19 protein-coding genes are annotated in these 24,784 nt (G+C 37.4%); 10 read left to right on the top strand and 9 right to left on the bottom strand.

Annotated elements, in window-relative coordinates:
• Window positions 1–108: 108 nt before the first annotated feature.
• Both ACFTQ7_RS04675 and ACFTQ7_RS04670 read right to left on the bottom strand, forming a co-directional pair.
• A complete protein-coding gene (locus ACFTQ7_RS04675) occupies window positions 109–1,371 on the bottom strand; it encodes a dicarboxylate/amino acid:cation symporter (RefSeq protein WP_349660372.1) in 1,263 nt (420 codons plus the stop codon).
• Between the two features lie 317 nt (window positions 1,372–1,688).
• A complete protein-coding gene (locus ACFTQ7_RS04670; protein WP_386827546.1) occupies window positions 1,689–2,738 on the bottom strand; it encodes a TRAP transporter substrate-binding protein in 1,050 nt (349 codons plus the stop codon).
• A gap of 112 nt (window positions 2,739–2,850) precedes the next feature.
• Here ACFTQ7_RS04670 and ACFTQ7_RS04665 point away from each other — a divergent pair, with 112 nt between their 5' ends.
• Both ACFTQ7_RS04665 and ACFTQ7_RS04660 read left to right on the top strand, forming a co-directional pair.
• On the top strand, window positions 2,851–4,431 hold the full coding sequence (locus ACFTQ7_RS04665; protein WP_483869431.1) for an ATP-binding protein: 1,581 nt from the start codon (window positions 2,851–2,853) through the stop codon (window positions 4,429–4,431).
• 233 nt (window positions 4,432–4,664) lie between these two features.
• The gene (locus tag ACFTQ7_RS04660; protein ID WP_386827545.1) at window positions 4,665–5,366 is read left to right on the top strand and encodes a response regulator; all 702 of its coding nucleotides are present in this window, start codon (window positions 4,665–4,667) and stop codon (window positions 5,364–5,366) included.
• 43 nt (window positions 5,367–5,409) lie between these two features.
• Here the strand turns inward: ACFTQ7_RS04660 and ACFTQ7_RS04655 are convergent, their stop codons facing one another.
• The 4 genes from ACFTQ7_RS04655 to ACFTQ7_RS04640 form a co-directional block, all read right to left on the bottom strand.
• On the bottom strand, window positions 5,410–6,378 hold the full coding sequence (locus ACFTQ7_RS04655) for a 4-hydroxy-3-methylbut-2-enyl diphosphate reductase (RefSeq protein ID WP_386827544.1): 969 nt from the start codon (window positions 6,376–6,378) through the stop codon (window positions 5,410–5,412).
• 73 nt (window positions 6,379–6,451) lie between these two features.
• Window positions 6,452–6,994, bottom strand: a complete 543-nt coding sequence (vrrA, locus tag ACFTQ7_RS04650) for a VrrA/YqfQ family protein (RefSeq protein WP_349660368.1) — start codon at window positions 6,992–6,994, stop codon at window positions 6,452–6,454.
• 754 nt (window positions 6,995–7,748) lie between these two features.
• Complete coding sequence (locus ACFTQ7_RS04645; protein ID WP_386827543.1) at window positions 7,749–8,453, bottom strand: response regulator transcription factor; 705 nt, start codon at window positions 8,451–8,453, stop codon at window positions 7,749–7,751.
• A 132-nt stretch (window positions 8,454–8,585) separates the two neighbouring features.
• Window positions 8,586–11,303, bottom strand: coding sequence for a DUF4118 domain-containing protein (locus ACFTQ7_RS04640; protein WP_386827542.1), 2,718 nt, complete (start codon window positions 11,301–11,303; stop codon window positions 8,586–8,588).
• A gap of 770 nt (window positions 11,304–12,073) precedes the next feature.
• On the opposite strand from ACFTQ7_RS04640, the gene kdpA reads away from it, so the two are divergent.
• The 3 genes from kdpA to kdpC all read left to right on the top strand — a co-directional run bounded on the left by kdpA (window position 12,074) and on the right by kdpC (window position 16,781).
• On the top strand, window positions 12,074–13,777 hold the full coding sequence (gene kdpA / locus ACFTQ7_RS04635) for a potassium-transporting ATPase subunit KdpA (protein WP_386827541.1): 1,704 nt from the start codon (window positions 12,074–12,076) through the stop codon (window positions 13,775–13,777).
• Between the two features lie 278 nt (window positions 13,778–14,055).
• Window positions 14,056–16,119: a potassium-transporting ATPase subunit KdpB gene (kdpB, locus tag ACFTQ7_RS04630; RefSeq protein ID WP_386827540.1), complete on the top strand. Its 2,064-nt coding sequence runs from the start codon at window positions 14,056–14,058 to the stop codon at window positions 16,117–16,119.
• An 11-nt stretch (window positions 16,120–16,130) separates the two neighbouring features.
• Window positions 16,131–16,781, top strand: coding sequence for a K(+)-transporting ATPase subunit C (gene kdpC / locus ACFTQ7_RS04625; protein WP_386827539.1), 651 nt, complete (start codon window positions 16,131–16,133; stop codon window positions 16,779–16,781).
• Window positions 16,782–16,923: 142 nt separating this feature from the next.
• Here kdpC and ACFTQ7_RS04620 read toward each other — a convergent pair whose 3' ends face one another.
• A complete protein-coding gene (locus ACFTQ7_RS04620) occupies window positions 16,924–17,979 on the bottom strand; it encodes a 2,3-butanediol dehydrogenase (protein ID WP_386827538.1) in 1,056 nt (351 codons plus the stop codon).
• Between the two features lie 502 nt (window positions 17,980–18,481).
• On the opposite strand from ACFTQ7_RS04620, the gene ACFTQ7_RS04615 reads away from it, so the two are divergent.
• Both ACFTQ7_RS04615 and ACFTQ7_RS04610 read left to right on the top strand, forming a co-directional pair.
• Window positions 18,482–19,783, top strand: coding sequence for a DEAD/DEAH box helicase (locus ACFTQ7_RS04615; protein ID WP_386827537.1), 1,302 nt, complete (start codon window positions 18,482–18,484; stop codon window positions 19,781–19,783).
• A gap of 12 nt (window positions 19,784–19,795) precedes the next feature.
• Entirely contained in the window at window positions 19,796–20,689 is an 894-nt protein-coding gene (locus ACFTQ7_RS04610; RefSeq protein ID WP_386827536.1) for a deoxyribonuclease IV, read from the top strand.
• Between the two features lie 120 nt (window positions 20,690–20,809).
• On the opposite strand, the gene ACFTQ7_RS04605 is transcribed toward ACFTQ7_RS04610, so the two are convergent.
• Window positions 20,810–21,046, bottom strand: coding sequence for a Nif11 family protein (locus ACFTQ7_RS04605; RefSeq protein WP_386827535.1), 237 nt, complete (start codon window positions 21,044–21,046; stop codon window positions 20,810–20,812).
• A 307-nt stretch (window positions 21,047–21,353) separates the two neighbouring features.
• On the opposite strand from ACFTQ7_RS04605, the gene ACFTQ7_RS04600 reads away from it, so the two are divergent.
• The 3 genes from ACFTQ7_RS04600 to ACFTQ7_RS04590 are packed head-to-tail and all read left to right on the top strand — an operon-like array spanning window position 21,354 to window position 23,396.
• Window positions 21,354–22,100, top strand: coding sequence for a metal ABC transporter ATP-binding protein (locus tag ACFTQ7_RS04600; RefSeq protein WP_386827534.1), 747 nt, complete (start codon window positions 21,354–21,356; stop codon window positions 22,098–22,100).
• A 13-nt stretch (window positions 22,101–22,113) separates the two neighbouring features.
• Window positions 22,114–22,977 carry a metal ABC transporter permease gene (locus ACFTQ7_RS04595; protein WP_386827533.1) on the top strand — a complete coding sequence of 288 codons (864 nt, stop codon included), beginning with the start codon at window positions 22,114–22,116 and terminating at the stop codon, window positions 22,975–22,977.
• Window positions 22,974–23,396 carry a transcriptional repressor gene (locus ACFTQ7_RS04590; RefSeq protein WP_197143382.1) on the top strand — a complete coding sequence of 141 codons (423 nt, stop codon included), beginning with the start codon at window positions 22,974–22,976 and terminating at the stop codon, window positions 23,394–23,396. Before ACFTQ7_RS04595 ends, ACFTQ7_RS04590 begins: the two co-directional genes overlap by 4 nt.
• A gap of 220 nt (window positions 23,397–23,616) precedes the next feature.
• Here ACFTQ7_RS04590 and serC read toward each other — a convergent pair whose 3' ends face one another.
• The gene (gene serC, locus ACFTQ7_RS04585) at window positions 23,617–24,705 is read right to left on the bottom strand and encodes a 3-phosphoserine/phosphohydroxythreonine transaminase (RefSeq protein WP_386827532.1); all 1,089 of its coding nucleotides are present in this window, start codon (window positions 24,703–24,705) and stop codon (window positions 23,617–23,619) included.
• Window positions 24,706–24,784 lie beyond the last annotated feature (79 nt).

Raw genomic sequence — 24,784 nt, 5'->3', positions numbered from 1 at the left:
ACAAATGAATGATAAAATGCGTAAGTTTTTTTAAATAAATAAAGTTTAACAATAAAAAAGGCTGACCGATCATGCGAAATTTTCACGTTCGGACAGCCTTTATTTTTATTATTGAGTTGTGACTTCTCCTGCAAGGGCACGTTTTTCTTGTTCTGGATCGAATTCTTTTTCCATTTTTGACACGACAACAGTTGCTACACCATTACCAATTAAGTTTGTCACGGCGCGAGCCTCAGACATAAAGCGGTCGACCCCGATTAAAAGTGCAATCCCTTCCACTGGAATCATAGGGAATGCTGCTAATGTTGCTGCGAGCGTAATAAAGCCTGAGCCTGTTACACCAGCTGCGCCTTTAGATGTTAGCATTAAAATAGCAAGCAATGTAATTTGATGCCAAACATCTAAATCAACTCCATAAGCTTGTGCGATAAAAATAGCCGCCATGGATAAGTAAATGGACGTGCCATCAAGGTTAAAGGAGTACCCTGTTGGAATGACAAGACCAACGACCTGTTTTGAGCAACCATAGTTCTCTAATTTGCGCATCATCGAAGGCAATGCAGATTCTGATGATGATGTCCCAATAACGATAAAAATTTCATCTTTAATATATTTAATAAACTTAAAAATACTAAATCCGAAGTATCGTGAAATAAGACCAATGATCACTACGATAAAGATAAACATTGTAATATACACGGATAACATTAAAAATCCTAAGTTTCCAAGTGATTTAAGACCAAAATTTCCGATTGTGTAGCTCATTGCACCAAATGCACCAATCGGGGAAACCTTCATGACCATATTAACAATTTTAAAGAATATATCTGCTACTCGTTCGAAAAATGTAATAACTGGTTTAGCTGGTTCACCAATAGCAGCAGCAGCTACGCCAAATAAAACAGCTGAGAATAAAACAGGTAATAACTCTCCATTTGCAAGTGCTCCTACAACATTATCAGGTATAATTTGCATAATGAATGCACCAATACCATGTTCTGTAGCGGCTGCCGCCTCTGTATATTGAGAAACGTCTGCACCGTTAGCAGCTGCTGTATTAAATCCTTTACCAGGTTGTACAAGATTGACAACGATTAAGCCGATCGCAAGTGCGAAAGTAGAGACAATTTCAAAATAAATTAATGCCTTCCCGCCAATTTTACCAACTTTTTTTACATCACCCATACTACCAATTCCAATAACAACTGTTAAGAAAATGATAGGAGCTATTAACATCTTAATTAATTTAATAAAAATATCTGCTAATATTTTCAACTTCGCTCCGAATTCTGGGAACGTAGCACCTACAATAATACCTAGCACAATGGCAATCAGTACTTGTACAGTTAAGTTTTTAAAATTTATACGCATAAAGTTCTCCCCTTACACTACTTATGAATATTATGTGAACGCTTTCATGTGGTTATCATAGCTGAAATTTTCCGACAATAGTTTTTATGACCGTAATGTTTCTATTGTTCATTTTGTTCATTTTTAGTCGGAGGGCCGATAAAACTAGTCATAGTAAGGGTTTGGGGCTGTTTTATAGTAGATTTGCAATTTTGGAATCTATTATAATACAAAAGAAAAAAATCCCCACGAAAGTGAGGATTTCATCATTAATGAACAAAATTATTAATTTCATATTAATAGGCAGTGAAGAAACCTCACTGTTTAACAGTCTCACTTTAAGGAGATACAATTTTTTCTATTTCCGATAAAACATCGTTATTTTGTACATTGTTTCTATAAAAATCATAGACAGGTGCTAGTTTTTCTTTAAAACGTTGTCGTTCCTCATTGCTCATCGTATAAATCTCAAAATTATCTTGCTGCTCAAGTTTTTGTAAATCTTCTTTGTTCATTTCTACAGCTTGTTCAAATTGCCAGTCTGTTGTTTCTTTCATAGCCTCCATAATCTGTTTTTGGATTTTTGGAGGTAAAAATTTCCAAAATTTATCATTAATTAAAACCGCGTATCCTAAAATGCCATGCTTAGTTAATGTCATATGCTTTTGCACCTTATAGAAACCTTTAGAATAAATGTTTGACGCTGTGTTTTCCTGAGCATCAATAGTTTTCGATTCTAAATCAGTAAAAACCTCGCTAAAGGAAATTGGAGTTGGGGTAGCCCCAACAGCCTCGAATTGCTTTTCAAGCGTTTTACTTGGCATTGTACGGACTCGTAGGCCTTTTAAGTCTTCAAATGTACGAATAGGGTGATTGACAGTAGTTAAATGTTTAAAGCCATTATGCCAAAAACCTAGTCCTTTTATATGAAAAGGTTCAAGCTCATTTAACAATTCTTCACCAATCGAACCTGTAAGAACTTCGTGGACCTCATCATCCGTATTAAAAAGGTAAGGTAAATCAAGAACCTGCAAATTTGGTATATAGGATGTCATCTTTGAAAAAGTAGGGATAATCATTTCTACTTCTCCATTTTCTAAAGCCTGAAACTCATTTTCATCATTAAACAAAGAAGAGTTTGGATAGACGTGTACCTTCACCTCACCATTTGTTTTTTCCTGAACAAGTTCGGCGAATTTACTTGCCGCCTGTCCTTTTGGTGTATTCTCAGCTACCACATGACTTAAGTGAATCGTTATTTGTGTATCCAAGCCTTTTTGCTCATCGTCATAGGGAAGAGGCTTGGCGAATAGTAAGCCTTGTTGAACACCAATCGCTATCGTTAATAATAAAACGGTTACTATTGTTCCAATAATAAATTTTTTCATCAATTACACCCAATTTATTCGTATTTTCTGATGTTTTTGTTATTCTAACATATGGAGTAAGCTAAAATATAGTAGGAGGGAGGCGTACATCTTGAAATTTCAAAAATTATCGATGAAGAGAAAAATTATGTCTCTGACTTTTTTTATTCTCATGCTCTCCTTTAGTATAGGTGGTACATTTTTGCTAGGGTATGTCATGAATGAACAAAAAGATAAGCTTGGAAATCAGGCGCTGCTTGTCGCAAAAACAGTATCACAGCTTCCTGAGCTGAAAACGTACATTGCAAATAATAATTTTAACGAGGCTACGGAACACATTAACCCTGTAGTGGAAGAAATACGTGATATAAACGGAGCGCAGTATATTGTTGTCCTTGATATGCAAAGGCGCAAGTATTCACATCCAAAAACAGAAGAAATTGGTCGAGTTTCGCAATCAGGTGATCTAAATGCAGCGTTTTCTGAGCATTATTATACATCTATTGCACATGGTGAACATGGAGATATGATACGAGCATTCGTCCCGATTATGAGTAAAGAAGGAAAACAAATTGGTGTAGTAGTAGTAGGCTATAGTGTTTTAACTATTGCGGAGTTACTACAATCGATTCAAACAGAATTAATCATTACAATCTTATTGTCTCTTTTCTTTAGTGCATGGGGGGCTCATACGTTAGGCCTTCATATGAAAAAGCAAATGTTTGGGTTAGAGCCTCATGAAATTGCTAAAATGTATGTAGAACGAACAGAAACCTTTAACGCAATGCATGAAGGGATTATTGCTATAGATAATGAATTGACAATCACAATATTTAATGAAAAAGCATGTGAAATATTAGGTGTACATAAACAACCATCAACATTAATAGGGAAGAAAATTTTTGATATATTACCGGATACACGACTACCGGAAATTTTGGAGCTAGATCAACCTATTTTCAATCGTGAGCTCTATATTAATGATCACAGTATTATGAGTAATCGTATTCCTATACAAGTTAATGGAAAAACGGTTGGCGCTGTGGCCATGTTTAAGGATCGTACTGAAGTGAAAAAGCTTGCAGAGGAATTAACGGGTGTTAAGGCATTCGTACAAGCATTACGCGTACAAACACATGAGCATAAAAATAAATTGCATACAATTGCTGGTCTTTTGCAGCTTGGACATCAGGAACAAGCACTAACTTACTTAACGCAAGTAAAAGAAGAACACGATGAAATTACAAACTTTTTAAATGAACGGATTAAAAATGAAAATATTTCAGGGCTTCTCCTTAGTAAAATTTCCTATGCGAAAGAGCAGGGAATTCTACTGGAAATTGATAGAGAAAGCCGTTTGACAACTTTTCCTAACAATTTAGACCATCATGATTTTGTTATTTTATTTGGTAACTTAATTGAAAATGCTTTTGATGCATTAAAGGATGTACAAATTGAAGAAAAATTGATCCATGTTTCTGTTGATGAGGATGAGGATGTGCTTGCAATCCTAGTAACAGATAATGGTATAGGCATGACAAATGAAGTAAAATCACATATTTTTGATAACGGTTATTCAACAAAAGAGAAAAAAGGTCGAGGCATTGGACTTTATTTAATAAAAGAAATTGTACAAAAAGGAAAGGGGGAAATAGAAGTCATAAGTGAGCCGAATAAGGGAACAAGCTTTTTAATAACTTTTTACCATACTTAATAGGCGTATTACCAAAGGCTGAGAGTGACAATTGTTTTTTTATTAGAGTAAAGCCTGGGCAACTACTAATGGTTCATTTGACGTTCTAGGAAGTGGAAAGTTAAGGGATTTAAGTATTTATAATTGAAGTAGAAGCGAAAAATTTTATGGGAACGGTGTGACTTTCTTTAGAAGCATACTTTAGTGAAAATTTACACATTTAGAGATAGAACAGAGTGTATGGAGGGCTAACAGTGACACAAACAAAGGTTTTATTAATAGAGGACGATCCAATGGTGCGAGAAGTTAATCGCCAATTTATTGAAAAGATAGCTGGTTTTGAAGTAATTGGACAAGCCTCAAATGGAGTAGAGGGGATTGCTCAAATTCGAAAACTTAAACCAGAATTAGTATTTATGGATATTTTCATGCCAGAGCAGGATGGAGTGACAAGCTTACGAAAAATTCGTGAACTTGAATTACCAGTAGATGTAATTACGGTAACCGCTGCTAATGATATGGAAACTGTAAAACAGGTCCTTCATCTTGGCGTCTTTGATTATATTATGAAACCTTTTTCATTTGAACGAGTGCAAGGCACGCTTGAAAATTATTTGCGCTTCAAAAAGCAAATACAAATAGAGCGTGAGTTAACACAGGGGGAGCTCGATCAATTATTCCATTATCATGATGGGCATAATGAGGTGCAGCAAACAAATGTCGTACGCCCGGAAAAAAGTTTACCTAAAGGTTTTAATCGTGCAACACTAGAGAAAGTTGTGCACTATTTGCAATCTGTAGAAGGAGCATCGGCCGAAGAAGTTGCCAGTGGTGTAGGTATTGCACGCGTAACAGCAAGACGATACTTAGATTATTTAGAAAAGCAAAAGGAAATTACGATGGATGTACATTATGGTGGCATTGGTCGTCCGGTCAACTATTATTTTAGTAAATAATGAAAAATCCTGATTGTCGAAACAGACAATCAGGATTTTTCAGTTAGTACGGCATAATTTTATCAACAGGCTTTGGCGTTTTAATTTTAGGTAAAATTTTATTTAATGTAACTGTACGCTTAATGTCATGTGTTGATTCATCATTTTCATCGAATTGCTCAAGGAATGAAATAACCTCTTTTACAATTGGTGTTGGTGTTGACGCACCTGCAGTGACAGCGACGGAATTAATGCCTTTTAACCATTCAATTTTTAGCTCAGAAACGTCTGAAATTCGATATGATGGTGTACCTGCTATTTCAACAGATACTTGTGTTAAACGATTTGAGTTATTGGATTTTGGGTCACCAACAACAACAAGTAATTCTGCTTCCCCGGCTTGCTGAGCAACTGCCTCCTGACGTACCTGGGTTGCCAAACAAATCTCCTTATGCACTTCAATATGTGGGAATTTCTCTTTTAAACTATCCATTAAATGAGCGACATCCCATTGACTCATCGTCGTTTGATTCGTTACTAGTAATTTATCATTCGTTAAATTTAATGCATCAATATCAGTGGAGGATTGCACTAAATGCACGTGATCAGGTGCAACGCCAATAGCTCCTTCTGGCTCAGGATGGCCTTTTTTACCGATATAAATAATATCATAGCCATTTGATGATTTTTCACGAATTAAATCGTGTGTAACTGTTACGTCAGGACATGTAGCATCAATGGATACTAAGCCTTTTCGCTTCGCAATTTCACGAATTTCAGGTGAAACACCGTGCGCTGTGAAAATAACAGTGCCAGTTTCAACTTGTTCAATAATATCTAAACGATTCTCGCCATCTAATGTGATGATGCCATCTGCTTCAAAGGCATCCGTGACATGTTTATTATGCACAATCATACCTAAAATGTAGATAGGTCTTGGTAATGTTTTATCTAATGCGGCGTTTCGAGCGATGACCATCGCATCAACAACACCGTAGCAATAGCCACGTGGATTAATTTTTAATACTTGCATGGTTGTGACTCCTTTCAAGCTTACCTATCTACATTATAACGGACAGGAACGGCGAATACAAAGAAACCTTCATTTACATAGGTGGCTGGAAAATACGAGGCTTAGACGGAAGTGGATTAGCTGGCGTATATGATGTATTTTCTCGAGAAGCTGTTCGACTTTTGCTAGAACCTCCTCCTCCACTAGCTGCTGCTTCAGCTGCTACTGCTCCAGCCCCTGCGGCAGCTCCTGCAGAAGGAAGACCTTGAAATCCTTTATACAATTTTAAAAGTGACGGAATATTTTTCACCATTGGCATTGCTTGCTGAATGTAAGGCGTATATGTTTTCGCTGAGTTAAATAAGCTATTCGCCTGTTGTAGAAATGAACCAATTTTTGACGGTTCCTGCATAGATGGCATTGGCATTTGTCCTCCAAATGATCCTATTCCACTAGACATTGGAAAGCCACCCGGCATTCGTGCTTGATTTGGGAAGCCTCCGGGCGGGAAAAAGGACTGTGGTGACATCTGTGGAGGCATTTGCATTGGCATTTGCATCGGCATTTGCATGGGCATTCTTGGCATCCCCATGCCACCAGGATACATTGGGAACTGATAAGGTGGTCTAAATACCATAACGATCTCCTTTCAATAGTGATTTATCATTGATGACATACCTGATTATAAATATGATATGCAGAAGGGTAAGTTAGCGTTCGACACACAAAAAAATAACTAGGGCGATTGTAAATCTGCGACCATCAAGAAATTAATGCTGTTGCAAGGCATTAAGTGAAGAAGGGGGATCAGAAGGAAGAAATGAATAAATTTAAGAGGTTCATCACTGTTTTAAGGCTCACAAAAAAGCGAGATAGTTCCAATGGAATTTTTACATTTGGAATTACCTCGCTATATTCTCTACAAATTCATTTATGTGAAATATCTCTCTGTTTAGAAGGAGGGACACAAGTGTTAGAGGGCTGTTATAAATATAGAAACCATGTTTTTTAGTAATAGCCTTTATTTACATCTATTTGCTTCTTTATAGTATCACGCATCCTAGCTAACTGTTCAAAGTATTTCTTGTCTTTCAAATAGCATTAACAGCTTCATGTCCCATTAAAAAATGAATGATACATCCTCTTCTTTGTATGTCAAGAATATGCAATAATGCTTCAATTTTTGCGATAGCTTCTTCAATTAGGTCATCATAGGTTAATATAAAACGTTGTTGAGTACGGTCTAGGCATGAATAGCAGCATAAATACCTTGATACCTTTACTGAAGTAAGTGATAATCATTTTCAAAAAAATCGTTTTTATCAAGTCAATCAATAATAAATACCCTGTTTAAAGCAATGGCGATTAGCAAAGTTAAGAAAGGTCGAATCCTATTCTTCTTCATGACAACGAAGCATTCTGTACCCAACGCGGACATGTGTCTGGATTAACTTTGGGTTAGTTGGATTATCCTCTATTTTCTTTCTAAGAGTAGCCATGAAAACTCTTAAACTTGGAACATCCGATTGAAGTACGTTGTGCCAAATTTCCTTTAAAATAAAATTATGCGTTAATACTTTGCCGACATGCTTTGATAAAACAACCAAGAGCTTATACTCAATAGGCGTCAAATGTACTTCTTTACCATTTACAAACACAGTATTTGCCGCGTAGTTTATTTGTAAATTCCCATTTACAAAGACAGATGGTTCGTTTTCTAGCTGATGCTCGAACAACATTCTTCTCAAAGCTACTCGAATTCGGGCTAAAAGCTCTTCAACACTGAAGGGCTTTGTAACATAATCGTCTGCTCCAGCATCTAAAGCATTGATTTTATCGTGCTCTTCGCCACGTGCACTAACTACGATAATAGGTGTTTGAGTCCAGCTTCTAATCTTTGTTATAAGCTCTACACCGTCTATGTCTGGTAGTCCTAAATCCAATATAAATACGTCTGGATTCATGGCAAGAGCCTTTTGTAGAGCGCTATTACCATCTCGTGCAATGTCGAATTCATACTGCTGAGTAGCTAATGTCATTTTAATTAAATTTCCAATAGCTACATCGTCTTCTACTACTAGAATTCGTTTATTCATCGAATTTCATTACTCCTTTTTCAGCTCATCCCCATAACGCGGATGGGAGTTATTTCTGTTGCGATTGTGCGCTTACAAAGGGGGTTAATCAGAATCCCGCCTATGACGCTGATCCCAAAAAAGTCGCCCAATTTAATAAATGTTATCCTTAACTTTTGGTAAAGAGCTTTTTCTCAGTGGAAAATTAAAAATCGTTCCGTTTGGTTTATTATCTGATGCTGTTATTTCACTTCCATGTAATTTTAAAATTGTTTGACATAGAGCCAAGCCTAAACCCAGACCTCTTCGACTATCACTACGTTGTATTTTTCCAGTTGTAAATGGCTCAAAAAGGCTGCTTTTTATAGCATCATCAATGCCAGGTCCATCATCAGAAATGCTAAAGTGTACGAAATGTTCAGATTCTTTTACCCGTATAGTAATAACACTACCTGATGGTGTATAGGTCAATGCATTATCAATAATATTAATGAGAACTTGAATAATAAGTCGCGCATCCATTAAAGCAAATACAAATTCAGGTTCAATATGATAGGTTATTTCATGGGTATTATTTAGACGAACAACATGTGTTAGTGCCTCTTGAATAATTTCTTCTACAAGTTCCATTTGTAACTCTAAAGCAAATTGTCCATCTTCTAACTTAGACACAGCAAGTAAGTTTTCAACCATTTGTACAAGCCATTTCGAATTTTTATAAATATCCTCGTATATTTTGCTTTTTTCATCCTCTCGAATTTGGGATGCATTTGATAGTAATATATCTGCATTACCAGAAATAGCAGTTAGCGGTGTTCTTAAATCATGAGAAACTGCACGCAAAAGGTTTGCTCGTATTTGTTCCATTTCAGCTTCTCTAGCTACTTCTTCATTGAGTTTTTGTAAATACCATTTATCAAGGGCGAATGAAAAATCATTGATAATGGCATGCAAAATATTTCGCTCAAATGCAGGTAATGGTGATTGTTTTGACAGTGCAATACCAATCACGCCCTTAACACTCCTGTTTGAAATAACCGGTAAGTAGTAGGCATTCACTTCAGGAAATATATCAGTGGACACACCTGCTACATGCTTGTTATTGATAACCCAGCTTACTACACCATGTTCATTCGGATTCTCAAAGAAAGAAGCTATTTTATTATTTTCAATACTAGATATGCTTTCAGTACGGAAAAAAATTGAGTTCACAATTAAATTATTTTCTATTTCAAAAAATTGAACGGGTCTTTCTACTAACTTAACGATTTGTGACATGCCTTCAGTAATGATTTCTTCTATAGATTTAGCATGTTGAAGCCTGCGATTCGTATCAAGGAGCACTTCCATTCGATAAGATTTACGAACAGCTACAATAGTTTGCTCCTTTATTTTTTTTGTTAAGCTACTTGTAATCACTCCTGAAAGGAACATGATAACAAAGGTCATCGGATAGTCACGATGATAGGCGTTAAATGAAAAACGTGGTTCTGTAAAAAAGTAATTAAAAAGCAGTACAGCTATGATGGAGCTAATAATGCTCATCATCCATCCTGATGACCAAATGGCAAGAATTAAGACACCTAAAATGTAGATAGTGATGATGTTCGAGTCGCTTACACCAATTTTGTAAAAATATAGCCCAACAACTGATACTATGCCAAATACTATAGCCATTTTTAATAAGTCAAGCCATTCAAATGACAACTTATTTTTTACAGTAGGGAAATAGAATTGTTCGTTTTCCTGATCAGGCACTATGTGAATTGCTAAATTCGGTACAAATTCGTTGAGTCGATCACTAATTTTTGTACTTGGTCGCCACCATTTTTTTCTCATACTAGTTCTACCGATGACTAATTTGGTGACACCACTAATTTGTGCATAGTTGGCAAGGGCAGCAGCTACATCATCTTCCTGAACTATTACGACATGGCCGCCAAGCTGTTCAACAAGCTTCAGATGCTGCTGAAGTCGTTCTGAATTTGCGTTATTTTTATCATGCTCCTGTACGTTTTGTACGTAAAGAGCGGTGAATTTTCCATGTAATGCCTGTGCAAGTCGAGCGGCAGTTCGAATAACCTTAGCATTAGTAGGAGAGCTACTAATACCAACAAGTAAATGCTCTTCGATTTGTATAGGATTTTTCATAGATTCACTGCTGTTTACCTGTTTATAGTTAATCGTATCTGCAGCTCTTCGTAGTGCAATTTCTCGAAGTGATACTAGATTCTGTTTACGAAAAAAAGATTGCAATGCTTTTTCAGCTTGTTGTTTTACATAAATTTTGCCTTCTTGTAGGCGTTGAATTAACTCATCTGGTTCAATATCGACAATTTTTATTTGTGCAGCTTGATCAATTAAATAATCTGGAATACGCTCCCGCACTTTTATTCCGGTTATTTCCTCTACAATATCGTGTAGACTTTCAATATGTTGAATATTTACTGTTGTATATACATGAATGCCCTTTGCAAGTAATTCCTCTACATCTCCAAAACGTTTTTTGTGACGCATCGTTGGAACATTGGTATGTGCCAATTCATCAATAAGGACAATTTCCGGTTTACGCTTCAGTACTTCATCAATATCTAATTCCTGGAAAGGTTTACCTTTATAAATTATTTTTTTCGTAGGGATTTGCTCAAGTCCCTCAAGTAAAGATAACGTATCTGGACGAGGATGTGGTTCTACATAGCCAACTACCACATCTTTACCAAGTTTTTGTGCTTGATGTGCTGCATCTAGCATTGCATAAGTTTTACCTACTCCAGCAGCATAACCAAGAAAGATTTTTAATTTCCCTATAAATTGTTCTTCCTGTTGAAGCCTCGCTAAAAACGTCTCTGGAGTTGGACGTGTATTTTCCATCCTCTTTCACCTCAATTGTATTATAGCGCTATCTTCCATTAAGAAAGTATTAAGATTTTCTCTCTTTATAGTTTCTTAATAGAAAAAACGATTTCCTAACACTACATTAATTTGAAAGTCAGTATGATGAGAGCATCCAAAAGAGAGAAGGGGTGTTTCGAATTGATGGACTTTTATATGATTGGCGTACTCATCTTAAGCTTTGTATGTCTTTATGCGTTAACCGCATGGTGCTTTAAGCTAGTCGAAGAAAAGTAAGGGGGAATAACAGGCGTATTAATTAAGAAAATGTAGGTTTAATTATTGGCTGATAAAAGAATTTTTTGTTGATATTTTGCTAGTGTATACCTATTTTAACTGATTGTAGCGTAGGGCTACTCGACTCCCGCTGGAAAGCGAGACAGATGAGACCCCGCAAGGAGCGAATGTTTTCTGTGCGAAAGCGAAGTGCTAACGTAGCGGTAGCAAATGTTTTATCTTTGCGAAAGCGTAGTGACAGCAACAACACCAGCGGAGGAAGCGGCTCGGCGCTCGCCCGCAGGAAGCCTTGCTCTGTGCGAAAGTGAAGCGTCAGCGACAAAGCGAGTAGCCCGTAGCGGAAATCAGGGCCTTCTAAATAATTAGAGGGATAAAAATGGTTAATCAACACATTAGGGGGAATAAAAATGTGGATTATTATGGGGATTGTACTTGTGTTCCTTTTCGGTTATTTAGGGCATGCATTACTTTATCCTGAAAACTATTAATAGGCTTGTAGGAGGTATTGCGGTATGTGGCAAATCGCCATCGTATTAATTATTTATTTACCGATCGTCATTTTAACTGGGCACTATCTATTTCGGGTGACGATGCAACAAAAAACATGGCTTGATCCAATAATGGATAGATTTGATGCCGTTATTTATAAATTAAGTGGCATTAAGCAAGTAGATATGACTGGAAAACAGTATGTACTTTCGTTAATTTTGTCGAACGCTTTTATGGTGTTTATTGGATATGTTCTATTACGCATTCAAGCTATGCTGTTTTTAAACCCAAATGATATTGACAATATGGAAGCAACACTTTCGTTTAATACTATTATTTCCTTTATGACGAATACGAATCTTCAACATTATAGTGGCGAATCAGGACTTAGCTATTTATCTCAAATGTTAATCATTATCTTTATGATGTTTACATCTGCAGCTACTGGATATGCCGCTTGCATGGCGTTCTGCCGTCGCCTTGTTGCTAAAACAGATACTATAGGAAATTTCTTTGTAGATTTTGTTCGTGTTATTACACGTGTGTTAATGCCTTTATCTATTGTTATTGCCATTATTTTAGTATCTCAAGGTTCTCCGCAAACCTTAAGTGCGAATCAAACTGTTCAAACAATAGAAGGTAAAGTTCAAGATATTGCACTTGGGCCTGTGGCTTCTCTTGAATCCATTAAGCATATAGGCACTAATGGTGGTGGTTTTAATGGAGCGAATTCAACGACGCCTTTTGAAAATCCAACGGTCATTTCTAATATTGTGGAAATGCTATCTATGATGTTATTACCTGGTGCTTGTATAGTTGCATTTAGTTTAATGGTCGCACATAGAAAAGAGAAAACGATATTTGGCAAACAAGGGCTATCCATTTTTGCGGCGATGAGTGTGCTGTTCCTAGTCGGATTGGTGACTGTGTATGTGGCTGAGAGAGCGGGTAATCCAATCATTAGTGAGCTCGGAATTTCGCAGGAGCTTGGAAGTATGGAAGGAAAAGAGATGCGCTTTGGGGTAGCGCAATCAGCGTTGTTTACAACAGTGACTACAGCTTTTACAACGGGATCTGTTAACAATATGCATGATACATTAACACCGCTTGGTGGTCTTATCCCGATGTTTAATATGATGCTGAATGTTGTGTTTGGAGGCAAAGGAGTCGGCCTGATGAACATAATGATGTATGTGCTACTGACAATTTTCATCGCCTGTTTAATGATTGGTCGAACACCTCAGTTTTTAGGCAAGAAAATCGAAGAGAAGGAAATGAAGTTAATTGCTCTTTGTATATTAATCCACCCTGCTATTATCCTACTATTTTCAGCACTTGCAGTTACAACAACAGCAGGGGTAGCGGCCATAACGAACCCAGGTGCACATGGGTTATCGCAAGTTTTATATGAGTTTGCATCGGCCTCTGCGAACAACGGGTCAGGTTTTGAAGGATTAGCCGACAACTCAACATTTTGGAATGTGACGACAGGGCTTGCAATGTTCTTTGGACGTTATTTGACGATTATTATTCAACTAGCTATAGCGTCTTTACTTGCTAAAAAAATGTTTCATAGGGATTCGGTGGGAACATTGAAAACGGATAATACAACCTTTACATTTTTACTTGTTGCTATCGTTTTAATGATTGGTGCTCTTACGTTTTTACCAGCATTAGCTCTTGGGCCAATTACAGAGCACTTACAACTTTATCTTTATTCAGCTTAAGACTCCTATCTTTAATGTGGTGAGATGAATGCGGATGTGGCTCCTTTTCAGTGGAATACCTACTGAAATAGAGGAACTCAGTCTAAGAACGCCACGTCCTGTGGCGAAGACTGAGTGACCAACATCGTGTAGGCCTCTGGCGGATGTCAAGGATTTTGAAAGGAATAAATTGTGCGTGCACAATTCAAAATCCGGACGCATTGTTTATCTGCGCGAAAGCAAAGCGTCAGCGGCAATTACGCCAAGGCGAAATTGATTTTTAATAAGGAGAGACACTTATGGAAACAGCAAGAAAAAGTTTTATTACGGGCACTATGTTTAAAAGCTCTATGAGAGACGCTTTAAAGAAGTTTAGCCCAGCATATATGGTGAAAAATCCTGTTATGTTTGTAGTAGAAATAGGATTTATGTTCGTACTGTTATTAACACTTTTTCCGAATATATTTGGTAACGAGGTAGGAGAGCATGACCGATTGTATAATGCGATCGTCGCTGTCATTCTTTTTGTTACCATTCTATTTGCTAATTTTGCTGAGTCGATTGCAGAAGGACGGGGGAAGGCACAGGTTCAAACATTAAAAAAGACGAAAACAGTGACACAGGCTCGTGTTTTGCTTAGTGATGGCTCTGAAATACTTAAACAGGCACATGAGTTAAAAAAGGGCGATATCGTTTTAGTTCAGGCAGGAGAGGTTATTCCAAACGATGGTGAAGTCATTGATGGAATTGCAACAGTAGATGAATCGGCAATAACGGGTGAATCTGCTCCTGTTGTAAAGGAGCGAGGTGGTGACTTTTCATCAGTGACAGGTGGCACGGCGGTTACGAGTGATTGGCTGATGATCGAAATTACCTCGATGCCAGGGGAATCATTTTTAGATAAAATGATTACGCTCATCGAGGGAGCCAGTCGTAAAAAAACGCCAAATGAGGTAGCGCTAAACACACTTTTAGTAAGCTTAACAATTATTTTCTTATTAGTTGTTGTGACACTCTATCCAATGACAACTTATTTAAATGTTCCGATTTCTATTGCAACATTAATAGCCCTGACTGTTTGTTTAATTCCTACAACAATTGGAGGATTATTGTCGGCAATCGGTATTGCAGGAATGGATAGGGTAACACAGTTTAACGTTATTGCGATGTCTGGAAGAGCCGTAGAGGCGTGTGGAGATGTAGATACTTTAATATTAGATAAAACTGGAACGATTACTTATGGCAATCGCATGGCAGCTGAATTTCTTCCAGTAAAAGGGGTGGAAAGTAAAGATTTGATTCAAGCTGCATGGCTTAGTTCTTTAACAGATGATACACCTGAAGGAAAATCAATTTTGTCACTTGCTTGTGAATTAGGAGTGAATACTGACGATGAAGAAAACATTATCAAGTCAAGTGAACATATTCCATTTACCGCACAGACACGCATGAGCGGATTGGATATGAAGGATGGTACAAAAATTCGAAAAGGAGCCTATGATACGATAAAAAAAGAAAGCATGAATGCAGGTCATAACATTCCTACAAATATGGAACAGCTGATTCAGCAAGTATCTTCTGTTGGTGGAACACCGCTTGTAGTAGCGTTAAACGATAAAATTTTGGGTGTTATTTACTTAAAGGATGTCGTAAAGGCTGGACTCAAGGAACGCTTTGATCAGCTTCGTGCAATGGGTATTAAAACGATCATGTGTACAGGAGATAATCCACTAACTGCAGCAGCTATCGCAAAGGAAGCTGGCGTAGATAGCTTTATTGCAGAAAGTAAGCCAGAAGATAAAATTCAAGTTATTAAAGATGAGCAGGCACAAGGTAAAGTTGTAGCTATGACTGGTGACGGTACGAATGATGCGCCAGCACTGGCACAGGCGAATGTGGGGCTTGCCATGAATTCCGGAACGAATGCAGCGAAGGAAGCTGCTAATATGGTCGACTTAGATTCAAATCCAACTAAAATTATAGAAGTTGTAGAAATTGGGAAGCAATTGCTGATGACTCGAGGTGCCTTAACAACATTTAGTATTGCAAACGATATCGCAAAATATTTTGCCATTATCCCAGCTATGTTAATGGTTGCTGTGCCTGAGATGAGTGCATTAAACATTATGAATCTCAATTCACCTACAAGTGCGATTATTTCTGCTTTAATTTTTAATGCGGTCATTATTCCATTGTTAATACCAATTGCAATGAAAGGCGTCAAGTATAAGCCGATGAGTGCTGCAAAATTATTAAATAAAAATTTACTCGTTTATGGTGTAGGTGGTATTATTGCTCCCTTTATTGGTATTAAGTTGATTGATTTATTAGTTGGACCACTATTCCATACGTTTGGGTTATAGGAGGAAGTTACATGCGAAAGTTTTTTGAAAACTCAAAGCAAGCAATACTCATCACACTAACAATGTTCGTTTTATGTGGTTTTATATACCCATTTGCAGTGACTGCATTAGCCCAAGGGTTGTTTCATCACAAAGCAAATGGCAGTTTAATAGAGACGGATGGTGAAGCTGTTGGCTCAGAATTAATCGGTCAAGCTTTTACGGCACCAGAATATTTCTGGGGGCGTGTCTCATCTGTTAACTATAACGTTTATATGAAAGAGGATACGATACCAGACGAAAAGGGTCGGGTGAAATATAGTGGTGTTAGCTCTGGAACGTTTAACTATGCACCATCTAATCCAGAATTGGAAAAACGGATAGAAGCAGATATCGAGAAGTTTTTACTAGCAAACCCATCCGTAAAACGACAAGATATACCTGCTGATTTAATGACCGCTTCAGGTTCAGGATTGGATCCACATATCAGTGTGAAGGCTGCAGAAATACAAGTCGAGCGTATTGCCCAAGCAAGTGGGCTTTCGGAGGGTGAGATTGAAAAAATTATAGAAACTAATACGGAAGAACGTGCATTAGGGATATTTGGAGAGAATAAGGTGAACTACCTTATGGCCAATCTGGATATTATGAAAAAAATAGAGGGAAAAGTTGCTCGTAAATAAAAGTTAGGATGACTTATGTTAAAACGTATGCCATGAAAAGTTGATCTTCGTTACGACTGGGCGACTTCTATATAGGAGGAAACAATTTTAACAAATCAAAAACAGGTAGAGAAACTATTTTCTCTACCTGTCTCTCTATATATTATGCTTGTGAATTTACAAGGATTTTAATATGGTTTCGCTCTTTCATTAGTACTTCAAAGCCTTCTGTTACGACTTCCTCAAGAGCAATTCGTTTTGTCACAAGTTTTTCAGCAGGGAAGTAGCCTTGTTTCATTAATTCCATAACTGCTGGGAAAATATCGCGATAAGCAATGATACCCTTAACAGAACGCTCTGTTAGTACGATATTATTCGGTAGAATAGAAGCGTCTGTTTCCCAAATAGAAACGATAATTGTTTCACCTTCAAATGTTGTTGAATCAATTGCTTGCTGCAATACGACAGGAACACCTGTAACTTCAAATGCAACATCTACGCCACCATTTGTTAAATCATGTAGACGAGCTACTGCATCTTCATCTTTAGGATTAATAACGGCTGTAGCGCCAAGCTCTAATGCTTTAGTAGCACGCTCTGCTGAAAGTTCTACCGCATAAATTTCCGCTGCTCCAGCTGCTCGCAATGCTTCGATAACAAGAAGACCGATTGGCCCAGTACCAAAGACAGCTGCTGTATCGCCAGCTTTTAGTTTACTTTGACGAACTGCATGTAATGCTACTGCCGCTGGTTCAACTAGTGCACCTTGTTCATAGGAAAGGCCCTCAGGCATTTTATGTACCATTTTTTCATCTACCATTGTATATTCAGAGAAACCTCCGCCACCGCCAGAAAGACCGTGGAATCCTAAATGCTTACAAATATTATATTTCCCTTTTTTACAAGCGGCACATTCGCCACACGCAAGAATAGGTTCTACAACGACAGGATCTCCAACTTGTACCTTTGTAACACCATCGCCAATTTCTACTACTTCACCAGAAAACTCATGGCCCATAACAATTGGCGCAATATCTTTACTTACATAGTGAGGTTGTTCCACTGGAATGAATATTGGGCCAGCTGCGTATTCATGTAAATCACTACCACAAATCCCTGTCCAATGAACTTTAATTTTTACTTTTCCAGGTGCGATTACTGGTTCTTCAATGTTTTCTACACGGATGTCTTTTGCTTTATACCATCTTGCTGCTTTCATGATAAGTCAACCTCCTCTAGTATCTTACATCCTTATCGTAACATATGGTAATTCTGTAAGGCATTAGTTAACAATGAATTGACATAAATAATACTTATTTTCATAGCTTCTTCCAATAGCATTATGGTGCTTTCAGCTTGTCGACAAAATATTAAATATAAAACAAAGTGTCAGATGTGTTGATTAACCATTTTTATACATTTAAATTAATTCGAGGAGGCTGATTTCTGTTACGGGCAACTCGCTTTGTAGCTGCCGCTTTGCTTTCGCTACAGAAAACATTTGCCGCTGCCGCTTCGCATTCGCGCAAATGGGGCTTCTGTCTACGGGTCTGAGCGGATTTTTTATTGCATATTTACTGCATTTCGAGTAACTTTGATAAGGGCTTTGCTACAGCCATGATAAAAATATAAAATTCTGTTCATGCTTGAGATAAAAGGACGTTAATATACCTGGAGTTCGAATCATGATACAATGTGAAAGATGTTAGGAGGAACGAATTATGTCAAAATATACTGATTATAATTTTCAGCCATTTTTGCAGGACGCAATTGCAAAACTTGGCTTTACAGAACCAACGCCGATTCAAAAGGAAATCATTCCGCTATTATTAAAAGGAAAAAGTGCAATCGGACAAGCGCATACAGGAACAGGAAAAACACATAGTTTTTTAATTCCAATAGTGCAACGAATTAATGCTGACAAGCAGGAAGTACAAGCTATTATTACGTCACCTACACGTGAGCTTGCACAACAAATTTTTGATGCGTTAAATCAATTAATAGAAGGAACAACGATTCAAGCGAAATTATTTATTGGAGGTACGGACAAACAACGCTCCATTGATAAGTTAAAAACGCAACCACAAATTGTTGTCGGAACGCCAGGACGTATTCGTGATCTCGTTTCAGCGCAAGCGTTATTTGTGCATACGGCGCCAATTTTAGTTGTTGATGAGGCAGATTTAGCCTTCGATATGGGCTTTATAGAGGAAATCGATGGTTTTGCTTCCCAAATGCCAGAAAACCTTGAAATGTTTGTATTCTCAGCAACAATTCCAGAAAAGCTTCAGCCTTTCTTAAAAAAATATATGGAAGCACCTGTTCATATCCATATGAACGATAAACGCCCGGTCGCAGAAGGAATTGACTTTGTGCTTGTACCAGTGCGTTCTAAATCACGTAACAAACGTTTGTTGGAAGTTATTGAAGGAATCAATCCATTTTTAGCTGTCATTTTCACTAACACACGTAAAACTGCAGAGCAAGTTGCAGGCTACTTAAATGAAAACGGGATTCGCTGTGGTCAAATACATGGTGATTTAAGTCCGCGTGATCGTAAGAAGATGATGAAGCAAATTCGAGATTTAGATTATCAATATATCGTTGCAACAGATCTTGCAGCGCGTGGTATCGATATTCAAGGAATTTCACATGTCATTAACTACGAAATTCCAGAGGACTTAGAATTCTTCGTTCACCGTGTGGGACGTACAGCCCGTGCAGGGAATAAAGGAACGGCTATCACATTGTTTGAGCCATCAGATGAGGATGCAGTAGTACGTGTTGAGAAAATGGGCATTCCATTTGTTCAAAAAGACGTGAAAAATGGCGAATGGTCTGAACTAAAAGAGCGCCATGCACGTAAAAATCGTGTGAAGCAAGAAAATGAAATCGATGCGAAAGCTAAAGCATTAGTACGTAAGCCGAAAAAAGTAAAACCAGGCTACAAACGTAATATGAAATGGGAAATGGAAAAAATTAAAAAACGTGAACGTCGCATAAAAGCTCGCGGGAAAAAATAAGGAGGTATTCAAATGCTACTTGGATCACATGTTTCAATGAGTGGAAAAGAAATGCTCCTCGGGTCAAGTAAAGAAGCTCTTTCATATGGGGCAAATACCTTTATGATTTATACAGGAGCACCTCAAAATACTCGTCGTAAGGCAATTGCTGACCTTAATATTATGAACGGTTTACTACACATGAAAGAGCATGGCATGACAAATATTGTTGTACATGCTCCATACATTATTAATATTGCGAACACAGAAAAACCTGAAACTTTCCGCCTAGGTGTAGATTTTTTACAAACTGAAATCGAACGAACAGCGGCTTTGGAAGCAACACAAATTGTGTTGCATCCGGGTGCCCATGTTGGCGCGGGAGCAGACGCAGGGATTGCCAAAATTATTGAAGGTTTGAATGAAGTACTGTCACAGGATTACCCGGTACAAATCGCATTAGAAACAATGGCGGGAAAAGGAACTGAATGTGGTCGTTCTTTCGAAGAGCTTGCGAAAATTATAGATGGTGTAACACATAATGAACGTCTTTCAGTATGCTTTGATACGTGCCATACGCATGACGCTGGTTATAATATTGTAGAAGATTTTGATGGCGTCTTAAATGAGTTTGATAAATTAATAGGTGTTGACCGTATCAAAGTCTTGCATATCAATGATTCTAAAAATGTTCGTGGTGCAGGAAAAGACCGTCACGAAAATATTGGCTTCGGTCATATTGGCTTTGATGCATTAAAGAATGTTGTCCATCATCCGCAATTAATGGAGATTCCTAAAATCCTAGAAACACCATTTGTCGCATTAAATAGTGATGCCAAATCAAAATCGGCTCCTTATAAACATGAAATTGAAATGCTTCGTAATGGAGAGTTTAAACCAGAGTTAATCGACGCTCTAAGAGGATAGAATAAATAAGCCCGAAATCAGCTGCATGAGTACTGATTTCGGGCTATTTTATTTTTATTTAGTAAAAGTAATTGTAGCTAAAGTACAACGTCAGCTATAAGTATGCGAAGGTGAAATTGATTATTTCGTAAACAATGCAATTAGTTGTCTAGAACGCTTTCTACCTAAAACATCTTCAACCTCTACAAGAATATCTTTTGGAATACCTAAAAAGAGCCATGAAAATGAGAATTGCTCCAAATAAGGCCGGAGTTTTTTTACTTCAGAAGTAGTAATTTCAAAACCTTCAGAACGTGCAATCGCAACAATTTCCTTATCACTACTTTGTGTTAATTGCTGTAAAAATTGAATACTCAAAGCTAATCCTCCTTTTAAAGTTGTTTACTTTTTTAAAACAAAATCATTCTTGTGAACGTCGTGACAGCTATGAAATCCTTCACAATAAAATCTTATTTTCTGGCCATCACCAAAAGTTGTGGATACCATTTGTTAAAACGTATGCCATGTATTTAAGTTGATTGGAGTGGAGACTGACGCGCCCAATAGGAACGGAAATCAACCACACGTTATGAAAATCTTATTTTCTTTACAAAAACTGTACTTTCATTTATACTTACAACTTGTTAAATCGTAATGATTTTGAATTAGAAAGAAGAGAACATACATGAAAGCATCATTAATTGATATTGAAAACGTGTCATTTCAATATGACTATACACAAGTATTAAAAAATATCTCTTTCCGTGTGGAAGAGGGAGATTTTTTAGCACTTCTAGGTCCGAACGGTTCTGGGAAATCTACATTATTAAAAATTATTTTAGGGTTACTAAAACCAATGTCTGGAGAAATTAAACTATTTGGTGAACCAAGTACGACTTTTAATCATCGTGAATGGATTGGGTATGTGTCACAAAAATCGAATGCCTTCAATTCAGGGTTTCCAGCAACCGTACAAGAAGTTGTGAAAAGTGGATTATCCAAAAAATTAGGCTTATTTAAAAGACCTGGACGAGATGCAAAGGAAAACGTCTTAGAAGCATTAAAAGCTGTTGGAATGGAAGCATTTATGAATCGTAATATTGGAGAGTTATCTGGTGGGCAACAGCAACGTGTCTTTATTGCAAGGGCATTAGTTAGTGAACCGAAGCTATTAATATTAGATGAACCAACTGTCGGCATTGATCACGAGAATGTGCAGTCCTTTTATGATATGCTGGCGAAATTGAATCGGGAACAGGGAATTACAATGATTCTTGTTACACACGATGTGGATACAGTGTCCAACCGTATCAGTCATGTAGCATGTTTAAATCAAACTATCCACTTCCACGGTTACAAAAATGAATTTGATACAATTTCTCACGATGCGCTTGATGCTTGGTACGGTCATTCTGTGAGAAAGATTCACTAGAAGGAGAAGGCTAATGATTGAAGCAATATTTAACTATGAATTTTTACAAAATGCCTTTTTCTCTGGGCTAGTTATTGGCATATTGGCACCGCTGCTAGGTGTTTTTATTGTCGTTCGAAGGCTCTCACTTATTGCTGATGCCTTATCACATGTGACACTGGCAGGTATAGCGGGAAGCTTATATATCAGTCAATCTGTTACAGCCTTGGCAATGCTAAATCCAATATACTTAGGTATACTGGCCTCTGTCAGCGGTTCCATTTTAATTGAGCGTCTAAGACGTGTATATAAGCACTATGAAGAGCTTGCTATTCCGATCATTATGTCAGGTGGGATTGGTATTAGTGCAATCTTTATCTCGCTTGCAAGCGGCTTTAGCACCGATTTAATGAGCTATTTATTTGGTTCGGTGTCAGCTGTATCACGTCAGGATTTATGGGTAGTAGTAGGGGTTGCAGTTGTTGTCATTATCTTTTTGTTTATCTTTTTCAAGGAACTCTTTGTTTTATCTTTTGACGAGGAATATGCAAAAGCTAGCGGTCTACCTGCACGCTGGATTCATCTTTTATTTATGATTGTTACAGCGCTTGTTATTGCTGCAAGTATGCGCATCGTCGGCATTTTACTTGTATCATCACTTATGACGTTACCAGTGGCTGCTGCAATGCGACTTGCAAAGGGCTTTAAGCAAACAATCATCTATGCAATTGTCTTTGGCGAAGCGGCTGTGTTAGTCGGTTTAGTTAGTGCTTTCTATTTAGATTTAGCACCTGGTGGTACAATTGTCGTTACTTCTATCTTAATTTTGTTACTTGTTATTCTAGTGAAGAAAATAGTATTTAAAATGGCTACAAAACGGGAGGAGGTAGCGCAGTGAACGTTTCTAAAGCGTGGGAAATTTTAAAAGAAAACGGCTATAAAAAAACAGATAAGCGGGAGTTAATATTAGATATGTTTGCAGCAACAGATAAATATTTAACTGCTCGAGATTTATTAGGTGTTTTGAAAAAAGATTTTCCGGGTATGAGTTTCGATACGATTTATCGCAACCTTTCAACGTTTGTGAAGCTAGGAATACTGGATGAAACTGAGTTATCAGGGGAGCGGAATTTCCGTATGCATTGTGAATCTGAACATCATCACCATCATTTTATTTGTATGGATTGTGGCAATGTGAAGGAATTAAATCTCTGCCCTATGGAAATGCTTGGAGAAAAGCTGCCAGACTATGAAATTGAAAACCATAAATTTGAGATTTACGGTAAATGTCCCGAGTGTAAACCTGAAGCTTTGTAAAATTTGAGATGATAATACTTAAAGAAAGGGGTAATTCCAAGTGAGGTTTCACTAGGAATTACCCCTTTTATCATAACTATGTTGTTCTACTAGGAGCTTTAATGCCTCTTGACTATTATTGCTCTTATCCTATGAAAAGATATATCATGGAAATTTGACTTCGATCGCAAATAATAAAAAAGACGAATGATTTTAAATAAATCATTCGTCGATTTTTTTATTATTGATGTTTTTGTTGGAATTCTACCATAAAGTCACGTAATGCTTCGCAAGCCTCTAACGGTACAGCATTATAAGTAGAAGCACGGCAGCCTCCTACAGAACGGTGTCCATTAAGTCCAACAAAGCCTGCTGCTTTTGCTTCAGCAAGGAATTGCTTTTCTAGCTCCTCGTCAGTAACACGGAAAGTGATATTCATTAAAGAACGGCTTTCTGGTGTTGCATGGCCTTTATAGAATCCGTTGCTATTGTCAATGGCATCATAAATGACTTTTGCCTTTAACTCATTGTGCTTCTCAATTTCTGCAACGCCACCTTTTGATTCTACCCATTTTAATACTTCACCTAACATATAGATACCGAAAGTTGGTGGCGTATTGTATAAAGAGTTGCTGTCAGCATGCGTTGAATATTTTAACATTGTAGGAATGTTTTTATTCGCTTTCTCTAACAAATCTTTGCGAATAATAACTACTGTTACCCCAGATGGACCAAGATTTTTTTGTGCCCCTGCATAAATAAGACCAAATTTACTTACATCAACTGGTTTAGAAAGAATATCACTAGACATATCCGCGATTAAAGGTACATTTCCTGTTTCAGGGAATTCCTTCCATTGTGTACCGTAAATCGTATTGTTTGAAGTAATATGCAAATATGCATCCTCTTCATTGAATTGAATATCCGCTAAAGCAGGGATATTACGGTATTTATTTTCTTTTGTACTTGCAGCTTCTACAGGCGTACCAAATAATTTAGCCTCTTTGATTGCTTTTTCAGACCATGACCCTGATAATACGTAGCTTGCTTTTTGATCTGCTTGAAGGAAGTTCATTGGAATCATCGTAAATTGAAGACTAGCTCCACCTTGTAGGAAAAGGACTTCATAGTTTTCTGGGATAGCATAAAGCTTTTTCAATAAAGCAATTGCTTCATTATGTACTTCATCGAAAATGGCACTACGGTGGCTCATTTCCATAATAGACATGCCTGAGTCACGGAAGTTTACTAATTGTTGTTGGGCTTTTTCTAATACTTCTAGTGGTAGGGCAGATGGTCCTGCGTTAAAATTGTTTGCACGTTGTGTCAAAGTGGTACACTCCTTGTTTGGTTTTATAAGGTTAAACCTTATTCATAGGTTATTTAGTTCCTACTAATTGGTTGATGAA

It is taken from the genome of Lysinibacillus sp. NPDC056959, from assembly GCF_042674095.1.
In the GTDB taxonomy this organism is placed as follows: Bacteria; Bacillota; Bacilli; order Bacillales_A; family Planococcaceae; genus Lysinibacillus; species Lysinibacillus zambalensis.
The sequence above is the reverse complement of the archived record's forward strand: the minus strand, read 5'-3'. Positions and strand labels throughout refer to the sequence as shown.